General features: G+C 60.5%; 28 protein-coding genes. 5 read left to right on the top strand and 23 right to left on the bottom strand.

Features of this window, described 5'->3' with window-relative positions; all coding sequences use genetic code 11:
* Positions 1-5: 5 nt before the first annotated feature.
* The 14 genes from IE095_RS11175 to IE095_RS11110 are packed head-to-tail and all read right to left on the bottom strand — an operon-like array spanning position 6 to position 8,024.
* The gene (locus IE095_RS11175; RefSeq protein ID WP_189411740.1) at positions 6-401 is read right to left on the bottom strand and encodes a hypothetical protein; all 396 of its coding nucleotides are present in this window, start codon (positions 399-401) and stop codon (positions 6-8) included.
* Positions 398-775: a hypothetical protein gene (locus IE095_RS11170; RefSeq protein WP_189411739.1), complete on the bottom strand. Its 378-nt coding sequence runs from the start codon at positions 773-775 to the stop codon at positions 398-400. Before IE095_RS11170 ends, IE095_RS11175 begins: the two co-directional genes overlap by 4 nt.
* Positions 772-2,067, bottom strand: coding sequence for an NADH-quinone oxidoreductase subunit NuoF (nuoF, locus tag IE095_RS11165; RefSeq protein WP_189411738.1), 1,296 nt, complete (start codon positions 2,065-2,067; stop codon positions 772-774). Before nuoF ends, IE095_RS11170 begins: the two co-directional genes overlap by 4 nt.
* A gap of 9 nt (positions 2,068-2,076) precedes the next feature.
* Complete coding sequence (locus IE095_RS11160) at positions 2,077-2,304, bottom strand: DUF5337 domain-containing protein (RefSeq protein ID WP_189411737.1); 228 nt, start codon at positions 2,302-2,304, stop codon at positions 2,077-2,079.
* On the bottom strand, positions 2,304-2,933 hold the full coding sequence (locus IE095_RS18355; protein WP_229804725.1) for a helix-hairpin-helix domain-containing protein: 630 nt from the start codon (positions 2,931-2,933) through the stop codon (positions 2,304-2,306). Before IE095_RS18355 ends, IE095_RS11160 begins: the two co-directional genes overlap by 1 nt.
* A gap of 18 nt (positions 2,934-2,951) precedes the next feature.
* A complete protein-coding gene (nuoE, locus tag IE095_RS11150) occupies positions 2,952-4,037 on the bottom strand; it encodes an NADH-quinone oxidoreductase subunit NuoE (protein WP_189411736.1) in 1,086 nt (361 codons plus the stop codon).
* On the bottom strand, positions 4,037-4,315 hold the full coding sequence (locus IE095_RS11145; protein WP_189411735.1) for a hypothetical protein: 279 nt from the start codon (positions 4,313-4,315) through the stop codon (positions 4,037-4,039). The genes nuoE and IE095_RS11145 overlap by 1 nt, the downstream gene beginning before the upstream one ends.
* Positions 4,315-4,596 carry a hypothetical protein gene (locus IE095_RS11140; RefSeq protein ID WP_189411734.1) on the bottom strand — a complete coding sequence of 94 codons (282 nt, stop codon included), beginning with the start codon at positions 4,594-4,596 and terminating at the stop codon, positions 4,315-4,317. Before IE095_RS11140 ends, IE095_RS11145 begins: the two co-directional genes overlap by 1 nt.
* Positions 4,593-4,862: a hypothetical protein gene (locus tag IE095_RS11135; RefSeq protein WP_189411733.1), complete on the bottom strand. Its 270-nt coding sequence runs from the start codon at positions 4,860-4,862 to the stop codon at positions 4,593-4,595. Before IE095_RS11135 ends, IE095_RS11140 begins: the two co-directional genes overlap by 4 nt.
* Positions 4,859-6,097 carry an NADH-quinone oxidoreductase subunit D gene (locus IE095_RS11130; RefSeq protein WP_189411732.1) on the bottom strand — a complete coding sequence of 413 codons (1,239 nt, stop codon included), beginning with the start codon at positions 6,095-6,097 and terminating at the stop codon, positions 4,859-4,861. The genes IE095_RS11135 and IE095_RS11130 overlap by 4 nt, the downstream gene beginning before the upstream one ends.
* Entirely contained in the window at positions 6,094-6,519 is a 426-nt protein-coding gene (locus IE095_RS11125) for a thioesterase family protein (RefSeq protein WP_229804723.1), read from the bottom strand. Before IE095_RS11125 ends, IE095_RS11130 begins: the two co-directional genes overlap by 4 nt.
* 3 nt (positions 6,520-6,522) lie before the next feature.
* Entirely contained in the window at positions 6,523-7,125 is a 603-nt protein-coding gene (locus IE095_RS11120; protein WP_189411731.1) for an NADH-quinone oxidoreductase subunit C, read from the bottom strand.
* A 9-nt stretch (positions 7,126-7,134) separates the two neighbouring features.
* Positions 7,135-7,668: a NuoB/complex I 20 kDa subunit family protein gene (locus tag IE095_RS11115; protein WP_189411730.1), complete on the bottom strand. Its 534-nt coding sequence runs from the start codon at positions 7,666-7,668 to the stop codon at positions 7,135-7,137.
* Positions 7,659-8,024, bottom strand: coding sequence for an NADH-quinone oxidoreductase subunit A (locus IE095_RS11110; protein WP_189411729.1), 366 nt, complete (start codon positions 8,022-8,024; stop codon positions 7,659-7,661). Before IE095_RS11110 ends, IE095_RS11115 begins: the two co-directional genes overlap by 10 nt.
* Positions 8,025-8,371: 347 nt before the next feature.
* Here IE095_RS11110 and IE095_RS11105 point away from each other — a divergent pair, with 347 nt between their 5' ends.
* On the top strand, positions 8,372-8,773 hold the full coding sequence (locus IE095_RS11105) for a hypothetical protein (RefSeq protein WP_189411728.1): 402 nt from the start codon (positions 8,372-8,374) through the stop codon (positions 8,771-8,773).
* Between the two features lie 84 nt (positions 8,774-8,857).
* Here the strand turns inward: IE095_RS11105 and IE095_RS11100 are convergent, their stop codons facing one another.
* The 6 genes from IE095_RS11100 to glmU form a co-directional block, all read right to left on the bottom strand.
* Positions 8,858-9,091 carry a hypothetical protein gene (locus IE095_RS11100; RefSeq protein ID WP_189411727.1) on the bottom strand — a complete coding sequence of 78 codons (234 nt, stop codon included), beginning with the start codon at positions 9,089-9,091 and terminating at the stop codon, positions 8,858-8,860.
* Positions 9,088-9,759 carry a DNA alkylation repair protein gene (locus IE095_RS11095; protein WP_189411726.1) on the bottom strand — a complete coding sequence of 224 codons (672 nt, stop codon included), beginning with the start codon at positions 9,757-9,759 and terminating at the stop codon, positions 9,088-9,090. The genes IE095_RS11100 and IE095_RS11095 overlap by 4 nt, the downstream gene beginning before the upstream one ends.
* Positions 9,756-10,304, bottom strand: a complete 549-nt coding sequence (locus IE095_RS11090; RefSeq protein WP_189411725.1) for a pyridoxamine 5'-phosphate oxidase family protein — start codon at positions 10,302-10,304, stop codon at positions 9,756-9,758. The genes IE095_RS11095 and IE095_RS11090 overlap by 4 nt, the downstream gene beginning before the upstream one ends.
* Before the next feature lie 163 nt (positions 10,305-10,467).
* Complete coding sequence (locus IE095_RS11085) at positions 10,468-11,088, bottom strand: hypothetical protein (RefSeq protein WP_189411724.1); 621 nt, start codon at positions 11,086-11,088, stop codon at positions 10,468-10,470.
* A 280-nt stretch (positions 11,089-11,368) separates the two neighbouring features.
* Positions 11,369-13,177 carry a glutamine--fructose-6-phosphate transaminase (isomerizing) gene (gene glmS, locus IE095_RS11080; RefSeq protein WP_189411723.1) on the bottom strand — a complete coding sequence of 603 codons (1,809 nt, stop codon included), beginning with the start codon at positions 13,175-13,177 and terminating at the stop codon, positions 11,369-11,371.
* The gene (gene glmU, locus IE095_RS11075) at positions 13,178-14,515 is read right to left on the bottom strand and encodes a bifunctional UDP-N-acetylglucosamine diphosphorylase/glucosamine-1-phosphate N-acetyltransferase GlmU (protein ID WP_189411722.1); all 1,338 of its coding nucleotides are present in this window, start codon (positions 14,513-14,515) and stop codon (positions 13,178-13,180) included. It abuts the gene before it with no gap.
* A gap of 83 nt (positions 14,516-14,598) precedes the next feature.
* Here glmU and IE095_RS11070 point away from each other — a divergent pair, with 83 nt between their 5' ends.
* Positions 14,599-15,258, top strand: a complete 660-nt coding sequence (locus IE095_RS11070) for an HAD family hydrolase (RefSeq protein WP_189411877.1) — start codon at positions 14,599-14,601, stop codon at positions 15,256-15,258.
* 20 nt (positions 15,259-15,278) lie between these two features.
* On the opposite strand, the gene IE095_RS18600 is transcribed toward IE095_RS11070, so the two are convergent.
* From IE095_RS18600 to IE095_RS11060, 3 genes are read right to left on the bottom strand one after another with little or no spacing between them, the layout of a single operon-like run.
* Complete coding sequence (locus IE095_RS18600; RefSeq protein WP_268247720.1) at positions 15,279-15,380, bottom strand: DUF1304 family protein; 102 nt, start codon at positions 15,378-15,380, stop codon at positions 15,279-15,281.
* Positions 15,381-15,391: 11 nt separating this feature from the next.
* On the bottom strand, positions 15,392-15,643 hold the full coding sequence (locus tag IE095_RS11065) for a DUF1304 domain-containing protein (RefSeq protein ID WP_268247719.1): 252 nt from the start codon (positions 15,641-15,643) through the stop codon (positions 15,392-15,394).
* The gene (locus IE095_RS11060; protein WP_189411721.1) at positions 15,640-16,806 is read right to left on the bottom strand and encodes a M20 aminoacylase family protein; all 1,167 of its coding nucleotides are present in this window, start codon (positions 16,804-16,806) and stop codon (positions 15,640-15,642) included. The genes IE095_RS11065 and IE095_RS11060 overlap by 4 nt, the downstream gene beginning before the upstream one ends.
* A gap of 257 nt (positions 16,807-17,063) precedes the next feature.
* Between IE095_RS11060 and IE095_RS11055 the strand changes: the two genes are divergently transcribed.
* Genes IE095_RS11055 through IE095_RS11045 form a run of 3 tightly spaced genes read left to right on the top strand, consistent with a single transcriptional unit; the run spans position 17,064 to position 20,819 of the window.
* The gene (locus IE095_RS11055) at positions 17,064-18,065 is read left to right on the top strand and encodes an ABC transporter ATP-binding protein (protein ID WP_189411720.1); all 1,002 of its coding nucleotides are present in this window, start codon (positions 17,064-17,066) and stop codon (positions 18,063-18,065) included.
* A complete protein-coding gene (locus tag IE095_RS11050; RefSeq protein WP_189411719.1) occupies positions 18,058-19,119 on the top strand; it encodes an ABC transporter ATP-binding protein in 1,062 nt (353 codons plus the stop codon). Before IE095_RS11055 ends, IE095_RS11050 begins: the two co-directional genes overlap by 8 nt.
* Entirely contained in the window at positions 19,116-20,819 is a 1,704-nt protein-coding gene (locus IE095_RS11045; protein ID WP_189411718.1) for a peptide ABC transporter substrate-binding protein, read from the top strand. Before IE095_RS11050 ends, IE095_RS11045 begins: the two co-directional genes overlap by 4 nt.
* Positions 20,820-20,847 lie beyond the last annotated feature (28 nt).

The following is a 20,847-nucleotide window of genomic DNA, read 5'->3' as shown; positions in this document are numbered from 1 at the left end:
CTTTTCTAATGGCATAGGCGATAGAACTCCCATACTCCGTTTTCGAAATAAGCATGAGTTGCCAAGCCAGTGCCGTCCTCGGAACTGCCAGGTTTCATTTGCGTAATTTCACAAAAATGGTCTGCCATACCTTTAGCTAGAAAGTAGTCGTCAGGGGACAGTTTCATTTCGCCGATACGCGAGACGGATATCATGTCAACTTTGGAACCCAAACGCGCAATTACTTCTGGTTTGCCGTTTACCAGACGCAATGAGCCATCGCTGTTCGTTGCATAACCACGTTCTTCTGCGTTGGGGTCATGGGAGGCAACAAGCTCACCTTTCGTAAGGGGGGCTGAACTAGGTTGCGTTTCAACACACCCTGACAACAAAGTAACCGAAAGTATGAATAGGGCTCTCATGAACATGCCCCCTCGAACGCCCAGACGCCCATCGCGACGACCCGGCCCACGGCCTGCCCGTTGAAGGCTCCGCCCGCTTGCCCGCAGGCCGCCATGGCCACCTGTTTCGCCAACTTGCCGTCGCCCGCACCTAGCGCCGCACCCGACCGCGTCACGCGAACCGTCTGGCCCGTCACCGCCGTAGCCCCGGCCTTGGAGATCACCAGCCCGGCATTGCCCGGCTGAACCTCGGCCACGAAACTCGCCTCGCCCAAGGTCACGATCTGCTGCCCAGAACGCGCGCCACCCTTGCTGCCCTGCCCGTTGGGCATGGGGGCCCCGCAGGCGGAAACCGCCAGCAGGGCCATCATTGCAAGGGTGATCCGCATGTTCATTCTGCCGCCATAGCCCCCATGCGCCCGGTTTTCTTGGCTTTCAGGCGATCCTCGATCTCGTCGCGGAAAGCCCGCACAAGGCCCTGAATGGGCCAGGCCGCCGCATCGCCCAAGGCGCAGATGGTGTGGCCTTCGACCTGTTTTGTCACCGACAGCAGCATGTCGATTTCTTCAACCTCGGCCTCGCCTTTGACCAGACGGTCCATCACCCGCATCATCCAGCCCGTGCCTTCGCGGCAAGGCGTGCATTGACCGCAGCTTTCGTGCTTGTAGAATTTCGACAGCCGCCAGATCGCCTTGATCACATCGGTCTGCTGATCCATGACGATCACCGCCGCCGTGCCCAGACCCGACCGCTGTTCGCGCAGCCAGTCGAAATCCATGATCGCATCATCGCATTGCGCCGCTGTCAGCATCGGCACGGACGAACCGCCGGGGATCACGGCCTTGAGGTTCTTCCACCCACCGCGCACGCCGCCGCAATGCCGTTCCAGCAATTCCTTCAGCGGGATCGACATGGTTTCTTCGACCACGCATGGGTGGACCACATGGCCCGAAATCCCGAAAATCTTGGTCCCCACATTGTTCGGACGCCCGAAGGACGCGAACCAATCCGCCCCCCGCCGCAGGATCGTCGGCACGACGGCGATGGATTCCACGTTGTTCACCGTCGTCGGGCAGCCATACAGACCCGAACCCGCCGGGAAGGGCGGCTTCATCCGGGGCATGCCCTTTTTGCCCTCCAAGGACTCCAACAGCGCGGTTTCCTCGCCGCAGATATAGGCCCCTGCCCCGTGGTGCAGGTAAACGTCGAAATCATAGCCAGACCCGGCGGCGTTCTTGCCCAGCAGGCCATCGTCATAGGCCTCGTCCAGCGCCGCTTGCAGCGCCTCACGTTCACGGATGTATTCGCCGCGGATATAGATATAGGCCGCCACCGCCCCCATCGCCGCCCCGGCAATCAGGCAGCCCTCGATCAGCGTATGCGGATCGTGGCGCATGATTTCCCGGTCTTTGCAGGTGCCCGGTTCGGATTCGTCGGCGTTCACTACCAGATAGGACGGACGACCATCCGACTGTTTCGGCATGAAGGACCATTTCAGACCGGTCGGGAAACCCGCACCACCGCGCCCGCGCAGCCCCGAGGCCTTGACCTGTTCCACGATCCAGTCGCGGCCCTGCTTGATAAAGCCGGCGGTCCCGCTCCAATGCCCACGCTTTTTCGCGCCCGCCAGCGAACGGTCGTGCATCCCATAGAGGTTGGTGAAGATCCGGTCTTCGTCCTTCAGCATATCCTGCCCTCAGTTCCCCTGACGCGCGCGCCAGATTTGAAAAGTCATCACCAGCGCCAGCACAAAGCCCGCCAATGCCATCAGATCGACAAGGGCCAGCCAGCGGTGGCTGATCCCCAAAGCCATGCCCAGAAACTGCGCCCCGATCCAGATCAGGCCCGTGGCCGCGATCAAAAGCGCAATCTGCCGCCCCTTGCGGGCACCGGCCTCATTCCCTTCGCTATGCGGCGCGGCCATCAGAATTCCCGCCCCGTGGCCACTTGTTTCAAAAACTCCTCGGGCCCGATCTCCACGATCACCTTCGCCTGAACCACCCACCGGTCCCGCGTCACCCGCCCCTTGAAACCTTCCAGATTCTCATCAACCCAGGCCACTTCCGCCTCGGTCCAATTCGCAATCTGATCAAAGTGGAAATAGCCCATCCGCTGGCACATCTGTTCCAGCTTTGGCCCGATGCCCTTGATGATCTTCAGATCATCCGCCAACCCACCCCGCGCCGCATTCAGCGTCGGCGGCCGCTTCGCGCGGCCATCGGCCAGCACCGTTTCGATCTCGGTCACAGGCTTCGCCTCGCGCGCCTTGGCCAAAAGGCTCTCTGCCGCCTCAGCCGAGCTGACCGGAACCACCTGCGGCGCCACCATAACCTGCGGCCCCGAAACGGGTGCCGAATAGGGAATGCCCAGACGGCTCAGCAAAATATAAACCAGCGGCGCCAGAACCAGCCCCAGCCCCAGCGCAATGAACGGGTGATAGGGCGTCAGCCACCAGACGGCGAGCCAGGCCAGCAGGCCCGCACCAAGCGACAAGAGCCAGCGCCCCATCACGGCACTGTCCATCCCTGCGCTATCTTTCCCGTCCAGTGCCATCGGCCCCAGCCTTCTGCCTTACTTCTTCGCCATCAGGTCGCGCGCCTGCGCCACCCAGTTGTCGCGCGTCACCCGCCCCCGGAAACCTTCCAGATTGTCATCCACCCAAGCGATTTCCGCCGGGGTCCAGGCCGCGATCTGATCAAAGTGGAAATAGCCCAGCTTGTGACACAAGGCTTCCAGCTTCGGCCCAATGCCCACAATCACCTTCAGATCATCGGCCTTGCCATCACGCGGCGCATCCAAACCCTGCGGCTTGGCCGAAACCTTTGGCTCGGGCGTGCCCACCGACTGGGCCGGGGCTTCCTGCACCGTCACACCGGTTGCATCGGCCACCTGCCTTGCCCCGGGTTTCGGTTCTTTCGCCGTGCCCACGGCGGGTGTCGCAGGCTTGGCCTTGCCCAGCCAGGGCGTCAGGATCGGAACCTCGGTCCCGTCGATCCGTTTCACCGTATCGCCGATATCGACGGCCCGCTGAACCGAACCATTGTATTTCGCGCCGGTCCCCTTGTGATCTTTCAGGCTGGTCAGCCCGCCCAAAGGTTCGCTGGCATAGCGCCCGTTCTGCGGCCCGGCCAAGGGAACCTCACCCTTGGAGAAACGCGCGATCAGGTCGCGCAGTTTGTCCGCCGTCAGATCCTCGTAATAGTCCTTGCCGATCTGGGCCATCGGCGCATTCGCGCAGGCCCCCATGCATTCGACCTCTTCCCAGGAAAACTTGCCATCCGCCGACAAAGCATGGGCCTTGGGCGAAATCAGTTCCTTGCAGACCGCGATCAATTCCTCGGCCCCACAGATCATGCAGGATGTCGTCCCGCAAATCTGGATATGCGCCACGCTGCCCACCGGCTGCAATTGGAACATGAAGTAAAAGGTCGCCACTTCCAGCACGCGGATATAGGCCATGCCCAGCATGTTCGCGACATGTTCAATCGCAGGCCGCGAAAGCCAGCCTTCCTGTTCCTGCGCCCGCCACAGCAGCGGAATCACGGCACTGGCCTGACGACCCGCCGGATATTTGGTGATCTGGCCCTGCGCCCAGACATAGTTCGCCGGGGTAAAGGCAAAGGATTCCGGTTGGATCGGGTGCAAACGGCGCAGCATCAGGGGCAGTCCTTGTGGTTCAGGCGGAATTCCAGCGTTGCGGGGTTGATCTTCACATCCCCCCGCTTTTCCAGAACGGCAATCGCCTTGCTGAAATCTTCGGTCGACAGGCCAGCGGCCTGTTCTGCCTTCGCCCCGTTGTCGGGGGTCAGCACGCATTCATGGGCCAGAAAAACCTGAATCACCTTGTCCAGGTTTGCATCCTCTGCCGTTTCCGTCGCCAGCGTCGGCGCGGCGGTCAAGATAAACAGGCTGGCGGTCAGGCGGGCGCTTTTCATCATGGCTTGCACATCCCCGGCCCCAGAACCAGCAGCTTGCCATCATCCTTGACCACGGCATGTTCGCCTTCGATCAGCCAAGCCACGATCAGACCCATCTGGGGCGCGTCGATCCCTGCCGCCTGAATCAGCGTCGGTGCCTCTTCAAAGCCCAGAACGCATTGCTTGGCCTGAAAGACTGCGACCACAGCCATCAGTTCCCGGTCGGAAAAATCCTGTGCCAAGGCCGGGGCCGACCAAAGCGTCGCCATCACCAGACCAAGACCCAAGCGCGCGATCATTCGCAAATCTCCGCCGAGAGGGTCAGGCTATTTACATCTTCACCGGCGGTCGCCAGACCTTGATCAATCAGGTCATTCGCGATCAAGGCTGAAGTTTCCTGATCAAAGCCCGCCTCGGGCATCAGTTCCACGGCCTCATCCTCGGTCATGGTGCAGCCGTTCGCCATAAAGGCCGCGACGAAAGCCACCAGTTGATCCTCGGTGTAGTCCTGCGCCTGCGCTGCCATCGGCAGGGCCATCAGCGCCAATGTTGCCAGATATTTCACCGGTCCACCTCGCCAAACACGATGTCCATCGTTCCGATGATCGCTGACACGTCGGCCAGTTGGTGACCCTTGCAGATGTAATCCATCGCTTGCAGATGCAGGAAACCCGGCGCGCGGATCTTGGCGCGGTAGGGTTTGTTCGTCCCATCCGCCACCAGATAGACGCCAAATTCGCCCTTCGGTGCCTCAACCGCCGCGTAAACCTCGCCCGCGGGCACGTGGAAGCCTTCGGTATACAGTTTGAAATGGTGGATCAGCGCCTCCATCGAGGTTTTCATATCCCCCCGCTTCGGCGGCGTCATCTTGCCCCGCGCCAGAACCTCACCCGGTTCGGCCCGCAGTTTCGCAATCGCCTGTTTGATGATGCTGGTCGATTCCCGCATTTCCGCCATGCGGCACAGATAGCGGTCATAGCAGTCGCCATTCTTGCCGACCGGCACTTTGAAGTCGAATTCGTCATAGCATTCATAGGGCTGGCTGCGCCGCAGATCCCAGGCAAAGCCCGAACCCCGGACCATCACGCCCGAGAAACCCCATTTCTGGATGTCGTCCTCGCTGACAATCCCGATATCCGCATTCCGCTGTTTGAAGATGCGGTTTTCAGTCAGCAGGTTGTCGATATCGTCCAAGGCTTTCGGGAAGGCATCGGCCCAGGCGTCGATATCGTCGATCAGCGCGGGCGGCAGATCCTGATGCACCCCGCCCGGACGGAAATAGGCCGCATGCAGACGCGCGCCGCAGGCCCGTTCGTAAAAGATCATCAGCTTTTCGCGTTCCTCAAAGCCCCAAAGCGGCGGCGTCAGCGCGCCTACGTCCATGGCTTGTGTCGTCACGTTCAGCAGATGGTTCAGAATCCGCCCGATTTCGGAATAAAGCACCCGGATCAGGCTGGCGCGGCGCGGAACCACGGTGCCTGTCAGCCGTTCGATGGCCAGACACCAAGCATGTTCCTGGTTCATCGGGGCCACATAGTCCAGCCGGTCAAAATAGGGCAGGTTTTGCAGATAGGTGCGGCTTTCCATCAGCTTTTCGGTGCCGCGATGCAGCAGACCGATATGCGGATCGCAACGCTCGACAATCTCGCCGTCCAGCTCCAGCACCAGACGCAACACGCCGTGCGCCGCCGGGTGCTGCGGACCAAAATTGATGTTGAAATTGCGGATGCGCTGTTCGCCTGTTTCCAGGTCGGCCGAACCGTCGTCATAGTGGTTCCGGCGGATATCCCCGTCCATCATTGCACCCATTCCTTCCGCTTGGCTTCCGCCTTCGCCCCGAACTTTGCCGCGTCCACCAGCGCCCGCTGATGCCGCCCCTCGCCGATCAGACCAGCCTCATCCCGCGCGGTTACCTTGAACCACAGGAATTTGCCGTCGATCGCCGTCACTTCACTGTCCACCGTCACCAGCATCCCCGGCGCCGTCGGGGCCACGTGGCTGACGTCCACATGGATGCCCAAGGAACATTCGCCCGCTTCATAGTAAGGCGCGATCTGTTCCACACAGGCCCATTCCATCAAACCCACCATCCGCGCCGTGGCCAGCACATCGGGCATGCCCGCCATCACCGTCGCATCGTCAAACAGACGCGGCACGGTGTCATTCGCCGCCACCTTGCGGCTGAACCGGGCTTTCGCCCCGATGGCCAGACCTGGTTTCACCCTTTAACCCGCCTTCTTCTCATCGCCCGGCAGGATGTATTCGGCACCCTCCCACGGCGACATGAAATCAAACTGCCGGTATTCCTGCACCAGTTTCACCGGCTCATAGACCACACGCTTTTGCACCGCATCATAGCGCACTTCGGTATAACCCGTCGTCGGGAAATCCTTGCGCAAGGGGTGCCCCCGGAAACCATAGTCCGTCAGCAGACGCCGCAAGTCAGGATGCCCGCTGAACAGGATGCCGAACATGTCGAACACTTCGCGTTCAAACCAGTTGGCCGAGGGATGCACCGGGATCAAGGACGGCACCATCCCCTGTTCCCCCACGGCCAGTTTCACGCGAATGCGCTGGTTCTGGTACATCGACAGCAGATGATAGACCACGTCGAACCGCATCGGGCGTTCGGGATGATCCACCGCCGTGATATCGACCAGCGACGAGAATTTGCAGGAACTGTCCGCCTTCAGGAACTCCATCACGGTCACCAGATTGGCCCCCGCAATGGTCAGCGTCAGCTCACCAAAGGCCACCACATGGCCTTCGATCTGGCCGGGCAGTTTCGCCGCGATATGCGCAGCAAGATCGTTCAGCGCTTCGGACATCTGCGCCTCCTATCGGGTCAGGGTGCCAGTGCGGCGGATCTTCCGCTGCAACTGCAAGATACCGTAAAGCAAAGCCTCGGCTGTCGGCGGGCAGCCCGGAACATAGATGTCCACCGGCACGATCCGGTCACAGCCCCGCACCACGGAATAGCTGTAGTGGTAATAGCCACCCCCATTCGCGCAGGACCCCATGCTGATCACATAGCGCGGCTCGGGCATCTGGTCGTAAACCTTGCGCAAGGCCGGCGCCATCTTGTTCGTCAGCGTCCCCGCCACGATCATCAGGTCCGACTGGCGCGGAGAGGCGCGCGGTGCCGTCCCGAACCGCTCCAGATCATAGCGCGGCATGGATGTGTGCATCATTTCAACCGCACAGCAGGCCAGACCAAAGGTCATCCAGTGCAGCGAACCGATGCGGGCCCAGTTGATGATGTCTTCGGTCGAGGTCAGGATAAAGCCCTTGTCCGTCAATTCGCGGTTCAGCGATTGGACGGCCACCTCATGATCGCCCGCCGCCGTATTGGCCCCGGTCATCACGCCCATTCCAAGGCCCCCTTCTTCCACTCATAGACAAAGCCGATGGTCAGAATGCCCAGAAAGACCATCATCGACCAGAAGGCCACCATACTGATTCCCCCAAAGGCCACCGCCCAGGGGAAGAGAAAGGCCACCTCAAGGTCAAAGATGATGAACAGGATCGAGACGAGGTAAAAGCGCACGTCGAACTTCATCCGCGCATCGTCAAAAGCGTTGAACCCGCATTCATAGGCCGACACCTTTTCCGGGTCGGGATTGCGCACCGCCAGCACCACGGCGGCCAAAAGCAGGACAAGACCCAAACCCACGGCCAAGGCCAGAAAGATCAGGATGGGAAGATATTCCCTGAGGATAGCGTCCAAGGCGGGCTCCTTCAGCTGGCAACCGGCAGATGCAGGCAACATTCCGCCGCCCGCTCGCTTGGGGTTTCGTTTACCCCGCCCCCTTGGCGGGGTCAACCAAACGCCCGGAAAGAAGCATCAAAAAGTCAAGCACTTATGCTTAGTAAAACAGTCGGGAATTAAGGCGCAGGCTTGCCCATCACAACACTTCCGCAAAGCCAATTCAGTGGCTTGTGGCAAAACATCATCGGCCCCTGCCCTTCGCCCCAAGGCGCACAGCGCCGGCCGGTTGGCCGCGATGGGGCTTGCCAACCGCGCGCCAAGATGACAGGTTGCAATGGCCCGATTTCAAACTGGAAAGTTTAGCTATGCGCCTGTTCGCAATGACACTTCTGCCCGTCCTTGCCATCGCCCAACCGGCCCTTGCCCAATCCTGCGCCGACCCTGCCGCCATCGCCGCCGCCCGTTCCGGGCTGGAAAGCAACTATCAGGACATCCTCTCTGACATTTCCTGCGATGCCCCCACGCTGCCCGCCCATCAAATCCTCTGCAACGATCCCCTGCTGTGGGAGATGGAGGTGCTGAACACTTGGGCCTGGGTCTATGCCACCGAAAACGCCACCGGGCAGGAAACCGACCACGGCAATCCGCCGCGCGATACCGATGTCATCGCCCGCCGCGATGCCTGCACCGATGTCGCCTGCCTCTGCGATGTGCTGATTGAAAAGACCAACGAATCGTTGGGGGGCATGTCCCCCTATCCCCAATAGGGCCAAGCCCACTTTCCTTGACCGGTCGCAAAACGAAAGGTTGGGTGAAAACCCACCTTTCCCCTCGACCGCGTTCCCCGCAACCTAGAAACCGCAGGCCAGCACTTCCCCCGTCGCCGCGTCGCTGTAACTCGCCTGCCAATAATGCGGATCGTTCAGCGCCTCATACACCGCCCCGCCATGCTTTCGCCCAAAGGGCCGATCCAGCATCACCAGCAGCGGACAATCCGGCAACCACGGCCCTTGGTCGCGGACCCTGTTGCCCCGCGCCAACTCCCACCGCAGGATCGCCTCCAGCCCCCCCGAACGAAAACTCACAAAAGCCGCCCCGCCTCCACCCGCGCGAATTTCTTCAAACTTTCCCCATGTTCCGCCAGAAAGCCCCGCACATGTTCCGGGTCATGTTTCGACAATTCCCGCAGCCACCAGGCAATCGCTTTCTGAATGAACCAATCCCGGTCGGGTGCCAGAAAAACGCACCAATCCAGCACCCGATCCCGCACCGCAATCTCATCTTCCGACGGGTGGTTCTGTTTGGTCCAAGGCAGCGTCATCACCAGCGCCGCCCGCCGCACCCACATCGTCTCGTGGTTCAGCCAGCCCTCCACCTGATCCAGCCGTGCAGGATCGGCCACCAGCCGCCGTTCCCCCGCCTTGCAGGCATGGTCGGCAATCGCCCAAGCGTCAAAGCCGGGAACCCAGCCGCTGATCAGATCCCAAACCGCCTGATCCGGGTTCATCCGCGCCTGCGTCAGCATTTTCGCCGCCAAAATCATCGCTTCATGCCGGTTGCTGGCCCAAAGGTCCGCCGCCAGATCAACGCGCGTTTCAACGGGCAGGGGCCGCAATTCGGCCAGCAAAGGGTCCAGATCGGGCAAAGCAATCCCGTCATAGGGACGGTCCGCCTTGTGATAGGCCGCCATTTCCTGGGCCTTCTGGGCATCGCCCAGATCGGCCAGCCGTTGCAGGATGTCGCTTGCGTTCATAGGGCTTTCTCGATTCCGGTGGGTTGGCCATCAATGGTCTCCCCATTGCACCCCGCCCAGTATTCGCGCAAGCCCTGATCGCCCTTACCCTCCGCCCATGTCCGCAAGGTGGGCCGCTCGCCCTTGAACTCCATGTAAGGCACCGCAAAGCCGCAAGAGGATTGCACAAGCTCAATCGCCACATCGACAATCTGCCGCGCGCCGGGCACATCGGGCAGTTGGGCGGCCAGCGCGTCCCAGCCGGGTTCATTGTGATGCGTGACTTGGGCCGTTCCATAGGCCCGCAGAATGATGGGCCGCGTCTCAAACCCCATCCACATCAGGGTGATGCGCGGATCCTCGGCCAGATGGGCCGCGGTTTCATTGCCGGAACCTGTGACATTCAGCCAAAGGATGCGGCTGGGGGAAAGAACACGAAGCGAGTCCATCCCCTTGGGCGAAACATTGACCCGGCCTGTCACGGGCGCGGTGGCCACGCAAAACACCTTTTGCTCGGCGATAAAGGCGATCTGGTCAGGTTGCAGTTCGGGGTAGCGTTTGCCCATGGGGTTCAAGGCCTTACGGTTGGGGGGACTGTCGTATTTGTGGTGCAACTACTTTGCATGCACCTTGATACATGCGGGTAGCGGGCACAAGAGAGGGGGGGCAATGCACCGATGACTTGCGTCGTAGGACGCAATTGAACGACATGCAAATCTTGACACTGCATCAATCCAATGCCTGTATCCAATAAGAAAATCCACCCAATTGATGCGGCGACCTTTTCCCTTCCAGGTTGACACCTCCCGGACAAACGGCGACTTCCCGTTCTGCGTTCAAAGAAAATTTGTTCAAAATGGCGCTTCCAACAACATGCGTAAAAGTAAGTGATATGGTGAAGTTAGGCCCGGTGCATCTACCCTTTGGAACCTTGAACGGCGAAATTGTTTTTTCTATAATAATGGAATTTTCAAATTCGCCAGTTCGGAGATAAAAAAATGTGATATTATGCCAACGATCGACAAGAAACACCCCAATATCTCTTCCCTTAACCCAATCAACCCAAATGAAAATATTGTCAAAATCGCTAACCTTCCAAATGGAATGAACTGCCTTGCAATCATACTTATTGCTAAACTCACCCTCATTCAGCCACGTTTTGGTGATTTCAAGGCAAAACTTTTCTGGTGATACTTCCAAGGTCGGCGTGGCAATATTTCTTAAAATGTTTTCAACATCACGCAAAGATTCAACGTTCGTCGCAACAAATTTGTTTTCCTCGCCAAAAGAGGAACAAACTGTCGAAATCAGAAAGGCCACGCCGAGCAGAATGCCTTTTAACTTCATCATGGAAGCTCTCCAGATTTGAGTATTTCGGTGCCTTCAAGACTCTTCATTGCAACGACCACTTTGCTCAACTCTCTACATTCTAACTGCTTGGCCATACTCTTCGGTTTGTCTAAATCCTTTCCCTTTCACCGCCGCGTCAGGACACCGGGATGCTTGGTTGAAAATTCACTTCGGCCCCGGCGCGTTGCACTGGTTAACGGCAGGGGATTATCGTATTCAAATTATTGAATAGATAATTTAGATCAACCCCTTACCACCCATTTCACGCGTGAAAACCCGGTCACTCCACCGTCACCGACTTCGCCAAATTCCGCGGCTGGTCCACATCCGTCCCCTTCGCCACCGCCGTATGATAGGCCAGCAACTGGGCGGGCAGGGCATACAAAATCGGGGCGAACATCGGCGAACAATCGGGCATCATCAGCCGCGCCCAAGTTTTCTGCCCCGCTTCCTCAACCCCCGCCTTGTCGGAAATCAGCAGGACTTTCCCATTGCGGGCCATCACCTCCTGCATGTTCGAAACGGTCTTTTCGAACAGAGCATCCCGAGGGGCCAGCACGATGACGGGGACATCCTCATCAATCAGGGCAATTGGCCCGTGTTTCAGCTCTCCGCTGGCATAGCCCTCGGCATGGATATAGCTGATCTCTTTCAGCTTCAGCGCCCCTTCCAAGGCCAGCGGAAACATCGCCCCCCGCCCCAGAAACAGCACATCCCGCGCCCGGGCCAGATCATCCGCCACGCCCGCAATATCGCCCGACATTTGCAGGGCGTGGTTCATCAACCCCGGCAAGGCGCGCAGGGCTGCGATATGCCCCGCCAAAGCCGCCGCATCCAGCCGCCCCCGGTCGACGCCCGCCTTCAAGGCCAGCAAGGCCAGCACCAAAAGCTGACAGGTAAAGGCCTTGGTCGAGGCCACGCCCACCTCCACCCCCGCCATGATCGGCAGCGCCAGATCGCTTTCGCGGGCGATGCTCGACGTGGGCACATTCACCACCGAAACAATCCGCGCGACATGTTCGCGGGCATAGCGAAGCGCGGCCAAAGTATCCGCCGTCTCGCCCGACTGGGAGACGAACAGCGCCCATGAGGTCGGCGAGAGAACGGGTTCCCGGTAGCGGAACTCGGACGCAATATCGAACTCGCAAGGCAGGCCCGCAATCTGTTCGAACCAATATTTCGCCACATGACAAGCATAAGAGGCCGTCCCGCAAGCGACCATCGTGATCCGGCCCACCCCCGCGAAATCCACGTCGATATTCAGTCGGTCATCTTGCAGATAATGCGCCATCGCATCGGCCAGAACGCCCGGCTGTTCAGCGATTTCCTTGGCCATGAAATGCTTGAACCCGCCCTTTTCAATCCGCGTGGCGTCGATGTTCACCACCATCTTCTGCCGCTGGATCGGCGCATTGTCCGGCCCAAAGATCTCGGCCCCCGAACGGCGCACCACAGCCCAATCGCCGTCCTCGAGATAGGTGATCTGATTGGTCAGCGGGGCCAGCGCGATGGCATCCGAGCCGACATACATCTCGCCATCCCCATGCCCAATCGCCAAGGGCGGGCCATGGCGGGCGGCGATCATCAGGTCCGGCTCGCCGTCAAACAGGCAGCACAGGGCGAAAGCGCCCCGCAGGCGCGGTAAGACCGATTGAGCGGCCTGAACGGGCGAAAGGCCCCGGTCGATCTGCATTTGCAAGGAAAGCGCAACCGTCTCCGTGTCGGTTTCCGATTCAAAGACATAGCCCGCAGCGGTCAGTTCATTCCGCAGCTCACGGAAATTCTCGATAATGCCGTTGTGTACCACCGCCACTGGCCCCGCCTTATGCGGATGGGCGTTCGGAACCGTCACCCCGCCATGCGTGGCCCAGCGGGTATGGCCGATCCCCGATTTGCCGGGCAACGGGTTGTGAACCAGATGGTCCGACAGGTTGATCAGCTTGCCCACCGCCCGCCGCCGATCCAGCCGCCCGTCGTGAATCGTCGCAATCCCGGCGCTGTCATAGCCGCGATATTCCAGCCGTTTCAGGCCTTCGACCAGCAGCGGGGAGACCTCGTGATTACCAAGAATGCCAATGATCCCGCACATTTACGCTTTCCCCGCTTTGATCGCCCGCAGCCGTTCCATCAACCGCACCGCAAGCCCCGCCTTGTTCACCTGCCGCGACCGCGCCACGGCCATAGCCTCGGCCGGCACATCCTCGGTGATCACCGAACCGCTTGCCGTCATGGCGCCTGCCCCCACCGTCACCGGGGCCACCAGCATGGTGTCCGACCCGATAAAAGCCCGTGCGCCGATCACCGTGCGGTGCTTCATCACCCCATCATAGTTGCAGGTCACCGTCCCCGCCCCGATGTTGGTAAACTCACCGATCTGTGCATCGCCCAGATAGGTCAGGTGGCCCACCTTGACCCCTTCGTCCAGCACGGCGTTCTTGATTTCCACAAAGTTGCCGACATGCACATCCTCGGCCAGTTCCGCCCCGGGACGCAGCCGCGCGAACGGCCCCACTGTCGCCCCGCGCGAGATATGGCAGCCTTCCAGATGGCAGAAGCCCTTGATCTCGGCCCCCGATTCAATGGTCACGCCCGGCCCGAAAATCACGTTCGGCCCGATCACCGCATCCCGCCCGATGAACGTATCCAAGGCAAAAAACACGGTTTCGGGGGCCGTCAATGTCACCCCGTCCTCCAAAGCGTCCAAACGCGCCCGCGCCTGAAAAGCGGCCTCGGCCCCCGCCAGTTCGGCGCGGGTGTTGATGCCCAGGGTTTCGCTTTCGTCGCAGATGACGACCCCTGCCGAATGGCCACGCTGGCGGGCCAAGGCCACGATGTCGGTCAGATAATATTCCCCCGCCGCATTGTCGTTGCCCACGGCGGCGATCAGTTCGGCCAAGAGCGCGGCTTCGGCACAGATCAGGCCTGAATTGCACAGGGTGATCGCCCGCTGTTCGTCGCTGGCATCCTTCCATTCGACGATGCGTTGCAGATCCTCGCCCTCGGCCAACATCCGGCCATAGCGCCCCGGGTCAGCCGCATGAAAGCCAAGCGCCACCACCGCATGACGCGCCCGCGCCTCGACCATTCGTTCCAGCGTATCGGCGGTGACAAAGGGCGTGTCGCCATAAAGAACCACAGCATCGCCGCCCGAAAGATGCGGCAAGGCCTGCGCCACGGCATGGCCGGTGCCCAGTTGTTCGGTCTGATGGGCGATGATCGCATCCGGGTCAAAAGCCGCTGCGGCCTTGGCCACGGCTTCCGCCCCATGGCCCGTTACAACGATCACCTTCGACGGCTCCAGCGCCCTTCCGGCGGCCATGGCATGGTGCAACATCGGTGCAGCGCCCAGTGGGTGCAGCACCTTGGGCAGGTCGGAATTCATCCGCGAACCCATGCCTGCCGCAAGGATGATCAATGAAACCTGCATTCTGCCCCTTCCTTTATTCTTGCGCCCGTTTTACCCGCATGGGGCAAGGCCGCAAGGGGCGGTTCCTCACGGAAGGTTACAGCATGCGGACCGTTGTCTTTGATCTGGACGGCACCTTGGCCGATACTTCGGCCGATCTGCTGGCGGCTGCGAATGTTTGTTTCCGCGATTTGGGGCATGGCAATCTGCTGGGGCCAGAGGATGCCCTCACCGCCTTCCACGGTGGGCGGGCCATGTTGCGGCTGGGCTTTTCTCGGCTGGGGATCGACGATCCGGCGTTGGAAACCGCGCAATATCCGCGCCTTTTGGCCGCCTATGACGCGGCAATTGCCGTTCACACACGACTTTATCCTGGCGCAGCAGAGGCGGTGCGATCCTTGCGCGCGGATGGTTTCCGCACCGCGATTTGCACGAATAAGCCCGAGGCGCTGGCGGTAAAGCTGGTTGCGGCCCTAGGGATCAGCAATCTGTTTGATGCCTTGGTCGGGGCTGACACATTGCCGACCCGCAAACCTGATCCTGCGCCCTATTTGGCATCGGTGATGCGTGCCGGAGGGCAGGTTGACCGGTCAATGCTGATTGGCGATACTGAAACGGACCGGAAAACAGGTTTGGCGGTAGGCGTTCCGGTGGCCTTGGTGACCTTTGGGCCCGAAGGCCGAGCCATTGCCCGACTGACCCCGGAGGCCTTGCTGCATCATTTCGACGCGCTTCCCGACCTGGCACGGAACCTTTTGGGTTGAAGCCCATCGGGAAACTGTTGTTAAACGCCGCTCCAAACGGCCAATAGGGCCAACATCGCGGGCACGGATTGGATGAACAGAATCTTGCGTGCTGCCGTCAGAGCTCCGAAAACGCCTGCCACCAGAATGCAGGTCAAGAAGAACAGGGCGATGCCCTGCCCTGCCCTGCCCCCGGTATTCGCGCCAGCAAGGCCCAGATCAGCCCCGCCGCCAGAAAGCCGTTGTAAAGTCCCTGGTTCGCGGCCAGTGATTTGGTGGCTTGGGCGAATTCTGGTGTCAGGTTAAAGGCCTTTTGGCCCTGCGGTTTCGTCCACAGGAACATCTCCAGCACCAGAATATAGACATGCAGCGCCGCGATCAGGCCGACCAGAACCGCGCCGATCATGCTGCGGGCAACCGTGTTTCGACCATGCCGGCATACCAGCTTGACCCGAATGGGATCGCGGCATCGTCGAAATTATAGGCCGGGTGGTGCACCATCGCCGTGTCGCCGTTGCCGACAAAGATATAGGCACCGGGGCGTTCGTTCAGCATGAAGCTGAAATCCTCGGCCCCCATGAGCGGTTCTAGTCCCGTATCCACCGCACCCGACACGGCGCGGGCCACGTCTTCGGCAAAGACGGTGTTTTCCGGCGTGTTCATCGTCACGGGATAGCCGCGACGGTAATCCACCTCGGCCTTGGCCCCCAGTGTCGCCGCCGTGCCTTCGGCGATTTCCTTCACCCGGCGTTCCACATAATCCTGCACGGTAGGGTCAAGCGTGCGGACCGTGCCTTTCAGCACCACCTTTTGCGGGATCACGTTGTAGGCCGGGCTGTCGCCTTCGACCGCGCAGATCGAGACCACGACATTCTTTAGCGGGTCCACATTCCGGCTGGCGATGGTCTGCATCATCACAATGACCTGTGCCGCCACGACCATCGTGTCGATGCAGTCATGCGGCTTGGCGGCGTGGCCGCCCTTGCCCGTCAGCGTGATGTCGAACTGATCCGCCGCCGCCATCATCGCGCCGGGGCGGATGGCGAAATGGCCGACCGGGATGCCCGGCATGTTGTGCATGCCGTAAACCTCATCAATCTTCCAACGGTCCATCATGCCGTCTTCGACCATTTCACGGCCACCACCGCCGCCCTCTTCCGCCGGTTGGAAGATCAGCACGGCCGTTCCGTCAAAGTTCCGGGTTTCCGCCAGATATTTCGCCGCGCCCAGCAGCATCGCCGTATGGCCGTCGTGGCCGCAGGCGTGCATCTTGCCGGGGGATTTCGACGCATAATCGACGCCCGTCAGTTCGGTGATCGGCAAGGCGTCCATATCGGCGCGCAGGCCAATGGTGCGGCCTGAGGCATTGGTCTTGCCCCGGATCACGCCGACAACGCCGGTGCGCCCGATGCCGGTCACCACCTCGTCACAGCCGAATTCGCGCAAAAGATCGGCCACGCGGCCCGCCGTGCGATGCACCTCGAACAGGATTTCGGGATGGGCGTGGAAGTCCTGTCGCCATGCGGCGATTTCGGGTTGCAGGGCGGCGATGCGGTTCTTTACGGGCATGGGTGTCTCCTTTGAGGTGAAGCCTGCGCCTGTCACGACGGAAGGGCAAGGCCCCTTCCCTTTCGTAACGTTGCGTCATTTCCGGGCTAAACCCTTTCACTTCGACACTTTTCAATGGTTTTTGTCCAGATGGTCAACTATTTCCGCGAACGAATCTTGCGGCACGTTGAAAAATCGTCAAGATGGGCGAAAGAAAACGGTCGCAAAACGAAAACGCGCCGAAAAACAAATAAAAACAAGAAACTGGGGAGCTATGGATGCCCGATGGGGCCTTGCCCGTCCTTGATGTCAAGGACTTGAAAACGGTATTCCGGACTCGCGGTGGCGAGGTCCATGCGGTGAACAACGTCAGCTTTCATCTGCAACCCGGCGAATTGCTGGGGGTTGTGGGGGAAAGCGGTTCCGGCAAATCGGTGACGATGATGTCGCTGATCGGGCTGTTGCCGCAGCCGCCGGCCGATATTCGCGGTGGGCAGGTGATGCTGGGGGATATTGACCTGCGGACAGCCCCGGCAGAAGTGCTGCGGGGGGTGCGCGGCAAGCGGATCGGATTTGTGTTCCAAGACCCGATGACAAGCCTGAACCCGGTGTTCACGGTGGGTAGTCAGATTATGGAGCCTTTGCGGCTGCATATGGGGATGACAAAGGCGCAGGCCACGGAACGGGCGGTGGAGCTGCTGGAGCTGGTGGGCATTCCCGATGCGCGCAAACGGCTGAAATCCTATCCGCACCAGTTTTCGGGCGGCATGCGGCAGCGGGTGATGATTGCGATTGCCTTGGCCTGCGACCCAGAGGTGCTGATCGCGGATGAGCCGACGACGGCGCTGGACGTGACCATTCAGGCGCAGATTCTGGAGCTGGTGAAAGACCTGCGCAAAAAGCTGGGGATGGCGATCATCTGGATAACGCATGATCTGGGGGTGATTGCGGGCATCGCGGACCGGGTGATGGTGATGTACGGCGGGCAAGTGGTGGAACAGGCGCCGGTGAAAGATTTGTTTGCACGGCCGCAGCATCCCTATACGCGGGCGCTGTTGAAGACGGTGCCGCATCTGACGGGGGCGCGGCAGGCGCGGTTGCAGGTGATCGAGGGGCAGCCGCCGATTTTGACAGCGCATCCGACGGCCTGCGCGTTTCGTGCGCGTTGCACGCATCGGTTTGAACGGTGTGATGCGGAAAACCCGCTGCGGCGTCCGGTGGGGCATGGGCATGATGTGGCCTGCCATTGGGTGGTGAATGCCGAGGTGGCCCATGCTTGACGAAAGCCCGCGCAAATTGGTGCAGGTGGAAGACCTGCGCCTGTATTTCCCGATCCATACAGGGGTGTTGCGGCGTCATACGGGCGATGTGAAGGCCGTGGATGGGGTGAGTTTCGACATCTTTGAAGGGGAAACCCTGGGTCTGGTGGGGGAATCGGGCTGCGGGAAATCGACGGTGGGGCGGGCGCTTTTGCGGCTGTATGACCTGTCGGGGGGCAAGGTCCGGATCGACGGGACGGATATTTCGGACCTGTCGGTGGGAGAATTGCGGCCAATCCGGCCGAAGATGCAGATGGTGTTTCAGGATCCACAGGCGAGCCTGAACCCGCGGATGACGGTGTCGGAAATCATCGGGGAACCTTTGGTGGAGCATACTGATCTGGACGCAGCGGGGCGGCAGGCGCGTGTGCTGGAACTGATGGATCAAGTGGGGTTGAACCGGATTTTCCAGAACCGTTTCCCCTATGAGTTTTCGGGGGGGCAGCGGCAGCGGATCGGGATTGCGCGGGCCTTGGCGTTGAACCCGAAGTTCATCGTGTGTGATGAGCCGATTGCGGCCTTGGACGTGTCGATTCAGGCGCAGGTGGTGAACCTGCTGGAGGATTTGCAGGACAAGCTGGGGCTGACCTATCTGTTCATCAGCCATGACCTTTCGATGGTGCGGCATATCGCGGACCGGGTTTGCGTGATGTATCTGGGGCGGGTGGCAGAACTGTCGCCGCGGGATGATTTGTATGCAAACCCGTTGCATCCCTATGCAAAGGCGCTGCTGTCGGCGGTGCCCGAGGCGGACCCGAATGCAGAAACAACGCGGCAGCGGATCATTCTGAAGGGGGATGTTCCCAGCCCGGCAAACCCGCCGAAGGGCTGTGCGTTTTGCACGCGCTGCCCAGAGGTGGAGGCGATTTGCAAGACCGAGGCCCCTGCCCTGCGGGAAGTGGCGCCGGGGCGGCATGTGGCCTGCCATTTCGTGGAAATACAAAACCGTGCCGGATCAACCGGCCCTAAAAAACCCGAGGCGATCGAGCCCAACCAACAAGGAGAACGCGCATGAAATTGAGAACAGCCCTTTTGGGCGCAACAGCGGCCTTTGCGCTGGCCCCTGCGGCCCAAGCGGAACGGGGCACGGATGGCGAGTTGAAACTGCTGTATTCGCAGGCGGTTTCGGTGATGACGCCCTATCTGTCGGGCGGCACGAAAGACATTGACGCGGCATCCTTGGTGCTGGAGCCGCTGGCGGGTTTTGACGAGAACGGCGTGGTTTTCCCGCGTCTGGCCGCCGAAATCCCGACGCTGGAAAACGGCGGTGTGGCCGCCGACCTGACCTCGATCACCTGGAAGCTGGCCCCCGGCCTGCTGTGGTCGGATGGGACGGCGGTGACCTCGGCAGACGTGCTGTTCACGCATGAATATTGCACCCATCCGGAAGGTGGCTGTGCGCAGCTGTCGAAATTCGGCGGGATCAAGACGATTGAGGCGGTGGATGATCTGACGGTGAAGATCACCTTTGAATCGCCGAAAGCGAACCCTTACACGGCGTTCGTGGGGGCAACCTCGCCCGTGCTGCAAAAGGCGCAGTTTGCGAACTGCCTGGGTGCTGCGGCGGCGACATGCACGGATGCGAACTTTAACCCGATTGGGACCGGCCCCTTTGTCGTCACCGATTTCAAGGTGAATGACGTGGTGTCGCTGGCGGCGAACCCGAACTATCGCGATCCGGCGAAACCGGCCTTTGCAACGGTGACGCTGAAAGGCGGCGGCGATTCGGAATCGGCGGCGCGGGCTGTGATGGAAACGGGTGAGATCGACTATGCGTGGAACACGCAGATCAACCCGGAACTGCAAGAGGAAATGGCGGCGGCTGGCAAGGGCGTTTTCATCAGCGCCTTTGGTGGTCTGGTGGAACGGATCGAGACGAACCTGACGAACCCGGCCGCCGATCTGCCGGAAGCGGAACGTTCGACCGTGAAACATCCACACCCATTCCTGTCGGATGTGAAGGTGCGCAAGGCGCTGTCGATTGCCATCGACCGTCAGGCGCTGGTGGATATCGGCTATGGCCAAGCGGGCAAACCGACCTGCAACTATGTGCCGGCTCCGGCTGACTTTGCTTCGGACAACACCGAATGCCTGACGCAGAACCTGGATGGGGCCAAGGCCCTTCTGGACGAAGCGGGCTGGACCGACAGCGATGGCGACGGTATCCGCGACAAGGACGGCGTGAAACTGTCGATCACCTATCAGACCACCGTCAACCCGATCCGCCAAGACTTCCAAGCCTTGGTCAAAGGCTGGTGGAATGAGATCGGCGTTGAAGTCGAGCTGAAACAGATCGATCCGGGCGTGTTCTTCGGCGGTGACGCGGCTTCGCCCGACACCTATCAGAAGTTCTATGCTGACGTGGAAATGTACGCCAACGAATGGGATGGCACCGACCCGGAAACGTATCTGGGCCAGCTGACCTGTGAAGCGATCCCCAGCCCGGAAACTCAGTGGCAGGGCGAAAACATCAACCGTTTCTGCGACCCGGCCTATGACGCCTTGGTTGCCGAACTGCGCACCACGGGTGACCGCGCGAAACGTGCGGAAATCATCAAGAAGCTGAACGACATGCTGACGAAAGACAGCAGCACGATCATCGCCCTTGTGCATCGTGGCCGTTTCTCGGCCATCTCGAACACGCTGGGCGGGGTTGTGATGGGGGCCTGGGACGCCGAGCTGTCCCGCGCTTCGGACTGGTACCGGATCAAGTAAGAGCGATCTGATCCCATCGGCGGGGGGG

The sequence above is a fragment of the Neogemmobacter tilapiae genome, assembly GCF_014652215.1.
Taxonomy (GTDB): domain Bacteria; phylum Pseudomonadota; class Alphaproteobacteria; order Rhodobacterales; family Rhodobacteraceae; genus Neogemmobacter; species Neogemmobacter tilapiae.
This window is presented reverse-complemented; position numbering and strand designations above follow the sequence as displayed.

What these genes read in the sequence shown, in the direction of transcription:
- IE095_RS11145 (WP_189411735.1), bottom strand. Translation starts at nt 4,315, where the DNA reads ATGAAAAGCGCCCGCCTGACCGCCAGCCTGTTTATCTTGACCGCCGCG.
- IE095_RS11160 (WP_189411737.1), bottom strand. Translation starts at nt 2,304, where the DNA reads ATGGCCGCGCCGCATAGCGAAGGGAATGAGGCCGGTGCCCGCAAGGGG.
- IE095_RS11130 (WP_189411732.1), bottom strand. Translation starts at nt 6,097, where the DNA reads ATGATGGACGGGGATATCCGCCGGAACCACTATGACGACGGTTCGGCC.
- IE095_RS11120 (WP_189411731.1), bottom strand. Translation starts at nt 7,125, where the DNA reads ATGTCCGAAGCGCTGAACGATCTTGCTGCGCATATCGCGGCGAAACTG.
- nuoF (WP_189411738.1), bottom strand. Translation starts at nt 2,067, where the DNA reads ATGCTGAAGGACGAAGACCGGATCTTCACCAACCTCTATGGGATGCAC.
- IE095_RS11085 (WP_189411724.1), bottom strand. Translation starts at nt 11,088, where the DNA reads ATGATGAAGTTAAAAGGCATTCTGCTCGGCGTGGCCTTTCTGATTTCG.
- IE095_RS11115 (WP_189411730.1), bottom strand. Translation starts at nt 7,668, where the DNA reads ATGGGCGTGATGACCGGGGCCAATACGGCGGCGGGCGATCATGAGGTG.
- IE095_RS11050 (WP_189411719.1), top strand. Translation starts at nt 18,058, where the DNA reads ATGCTTGACGAAAGCCCGCGCAAATTGGTGCAGGTGGAAGACCTGCGC.
- IE095_RS11105 (WP_189411728.1), top strand. Translation starts at nt 8,372, where the DNA reads ATGCGCCTGTTCGCAATGACACTTCTGCCCGTCCTTGCCATCGCCCAA.
- IE095_RS11070 (WP_189411877.1), top strand. Translation starts at nt 14,599, where the DNA reads ATGCGGACCGTTGTCTTTGATCTGGACGGCACCTTGGCCGATACTTCG.
- IE095_RS11095 (WP_189411726.1), bottom strand. Translation starts at nt 9,759, where the DNA reads ATGAACGCAAGCGACATCCTGCAACGGCTGGCCGATCTGGGCGATGCC.
- IE095_RS11175 (WP_189411740.1), bottom strand. Translation starts at nt 401, where the DNA reads ATGAGAGCCCTATTCATACTTTCGGTTACTTTGTTGTCAGGGTGTGTT.
- IE095_RS11045 (WP_189411718.1), top strand. Translation starts at nt 19,116, where the DNA reads ATGAAATTGAGAACAGCCCTTTTGGGCGCAACAGCGGCCTTTGCGCTG.
- IE095_RS11055 (WP_189411720.1), top strand. Translation starts at nt 17,064, where the DNA reads ATGCCCGATGGGGCCTTGCCCGTCCTTGATGTCAAGGACTTGAAAACG.
- IE095_RS11170 (WP_189411739.1), bottom strand. Translation starts at nt 775, where the DNA reads ATGAACATGCGGATCACCCTTGCAATGATGGCCCTGCTGGCGGTTTCC.
- glmS (WP_189411723.1), bottom strand. Translation starts at nt 13,177, where the DNA reads ATGTGCGGGATCATTGGCATTCTTGGTAATCACGAGGTCTCCCCGCTG.
- nuoE (WP_189411736.1), bottom strand. Translation starts at nt 4,037, where the DNA reads ATGCTGCGCCGTTTGCACCCGATCCAACCGGAATCCTTTGCCTTTACC.
- IE095_RS11065 (WP_268247719.1), bottom strand. Translation starts at nt 15,643, where the DNA reads ATGATCGGCGCGGTTCTGGTCGGCCTGATCGCGGCGCTGCATGTCTAT.
- glmU (WP_189411722.1), bottom strand. Translation starts at nt 14,515, where the DNA reads ATGCAGGTTTCATTGATCATCCTTGCGGCAGGCATGGGTTCGCGGATG.
- IE095_RS18355 (WP_229804725.1), bottom strand. Translation starts at nt 2,933, where the DNA reads ATGGCACTGGACGGGAAAGATAGCGCAGGGATGGACAGTGCCGTGATG.
- IE095_RS11090 (WP_189411725.1), bottom strand. Translation starts at nt 10,304, where the DNA reads ATGGGCAAACGCTACCCCGAACTGCAACCTGACCAGATCGCCTTTATC.
- IE095_RS11060 (WP_189411721.1), bottom strand. Translation starts at nt 16,806, where the DNA reads ATGCCCGTAAAGAACCGCATCGCCGCCCTGCAACCCGAAATCGCCGCA.
- IE095_RS11140 (WP_189411734.1), bottom strand. Translation starts at nt 4,596, where the DNA reads ATGATCGCGCGCTTGGGTCTTGGTCTGGTGATGGCGACGCTTTGGTCG.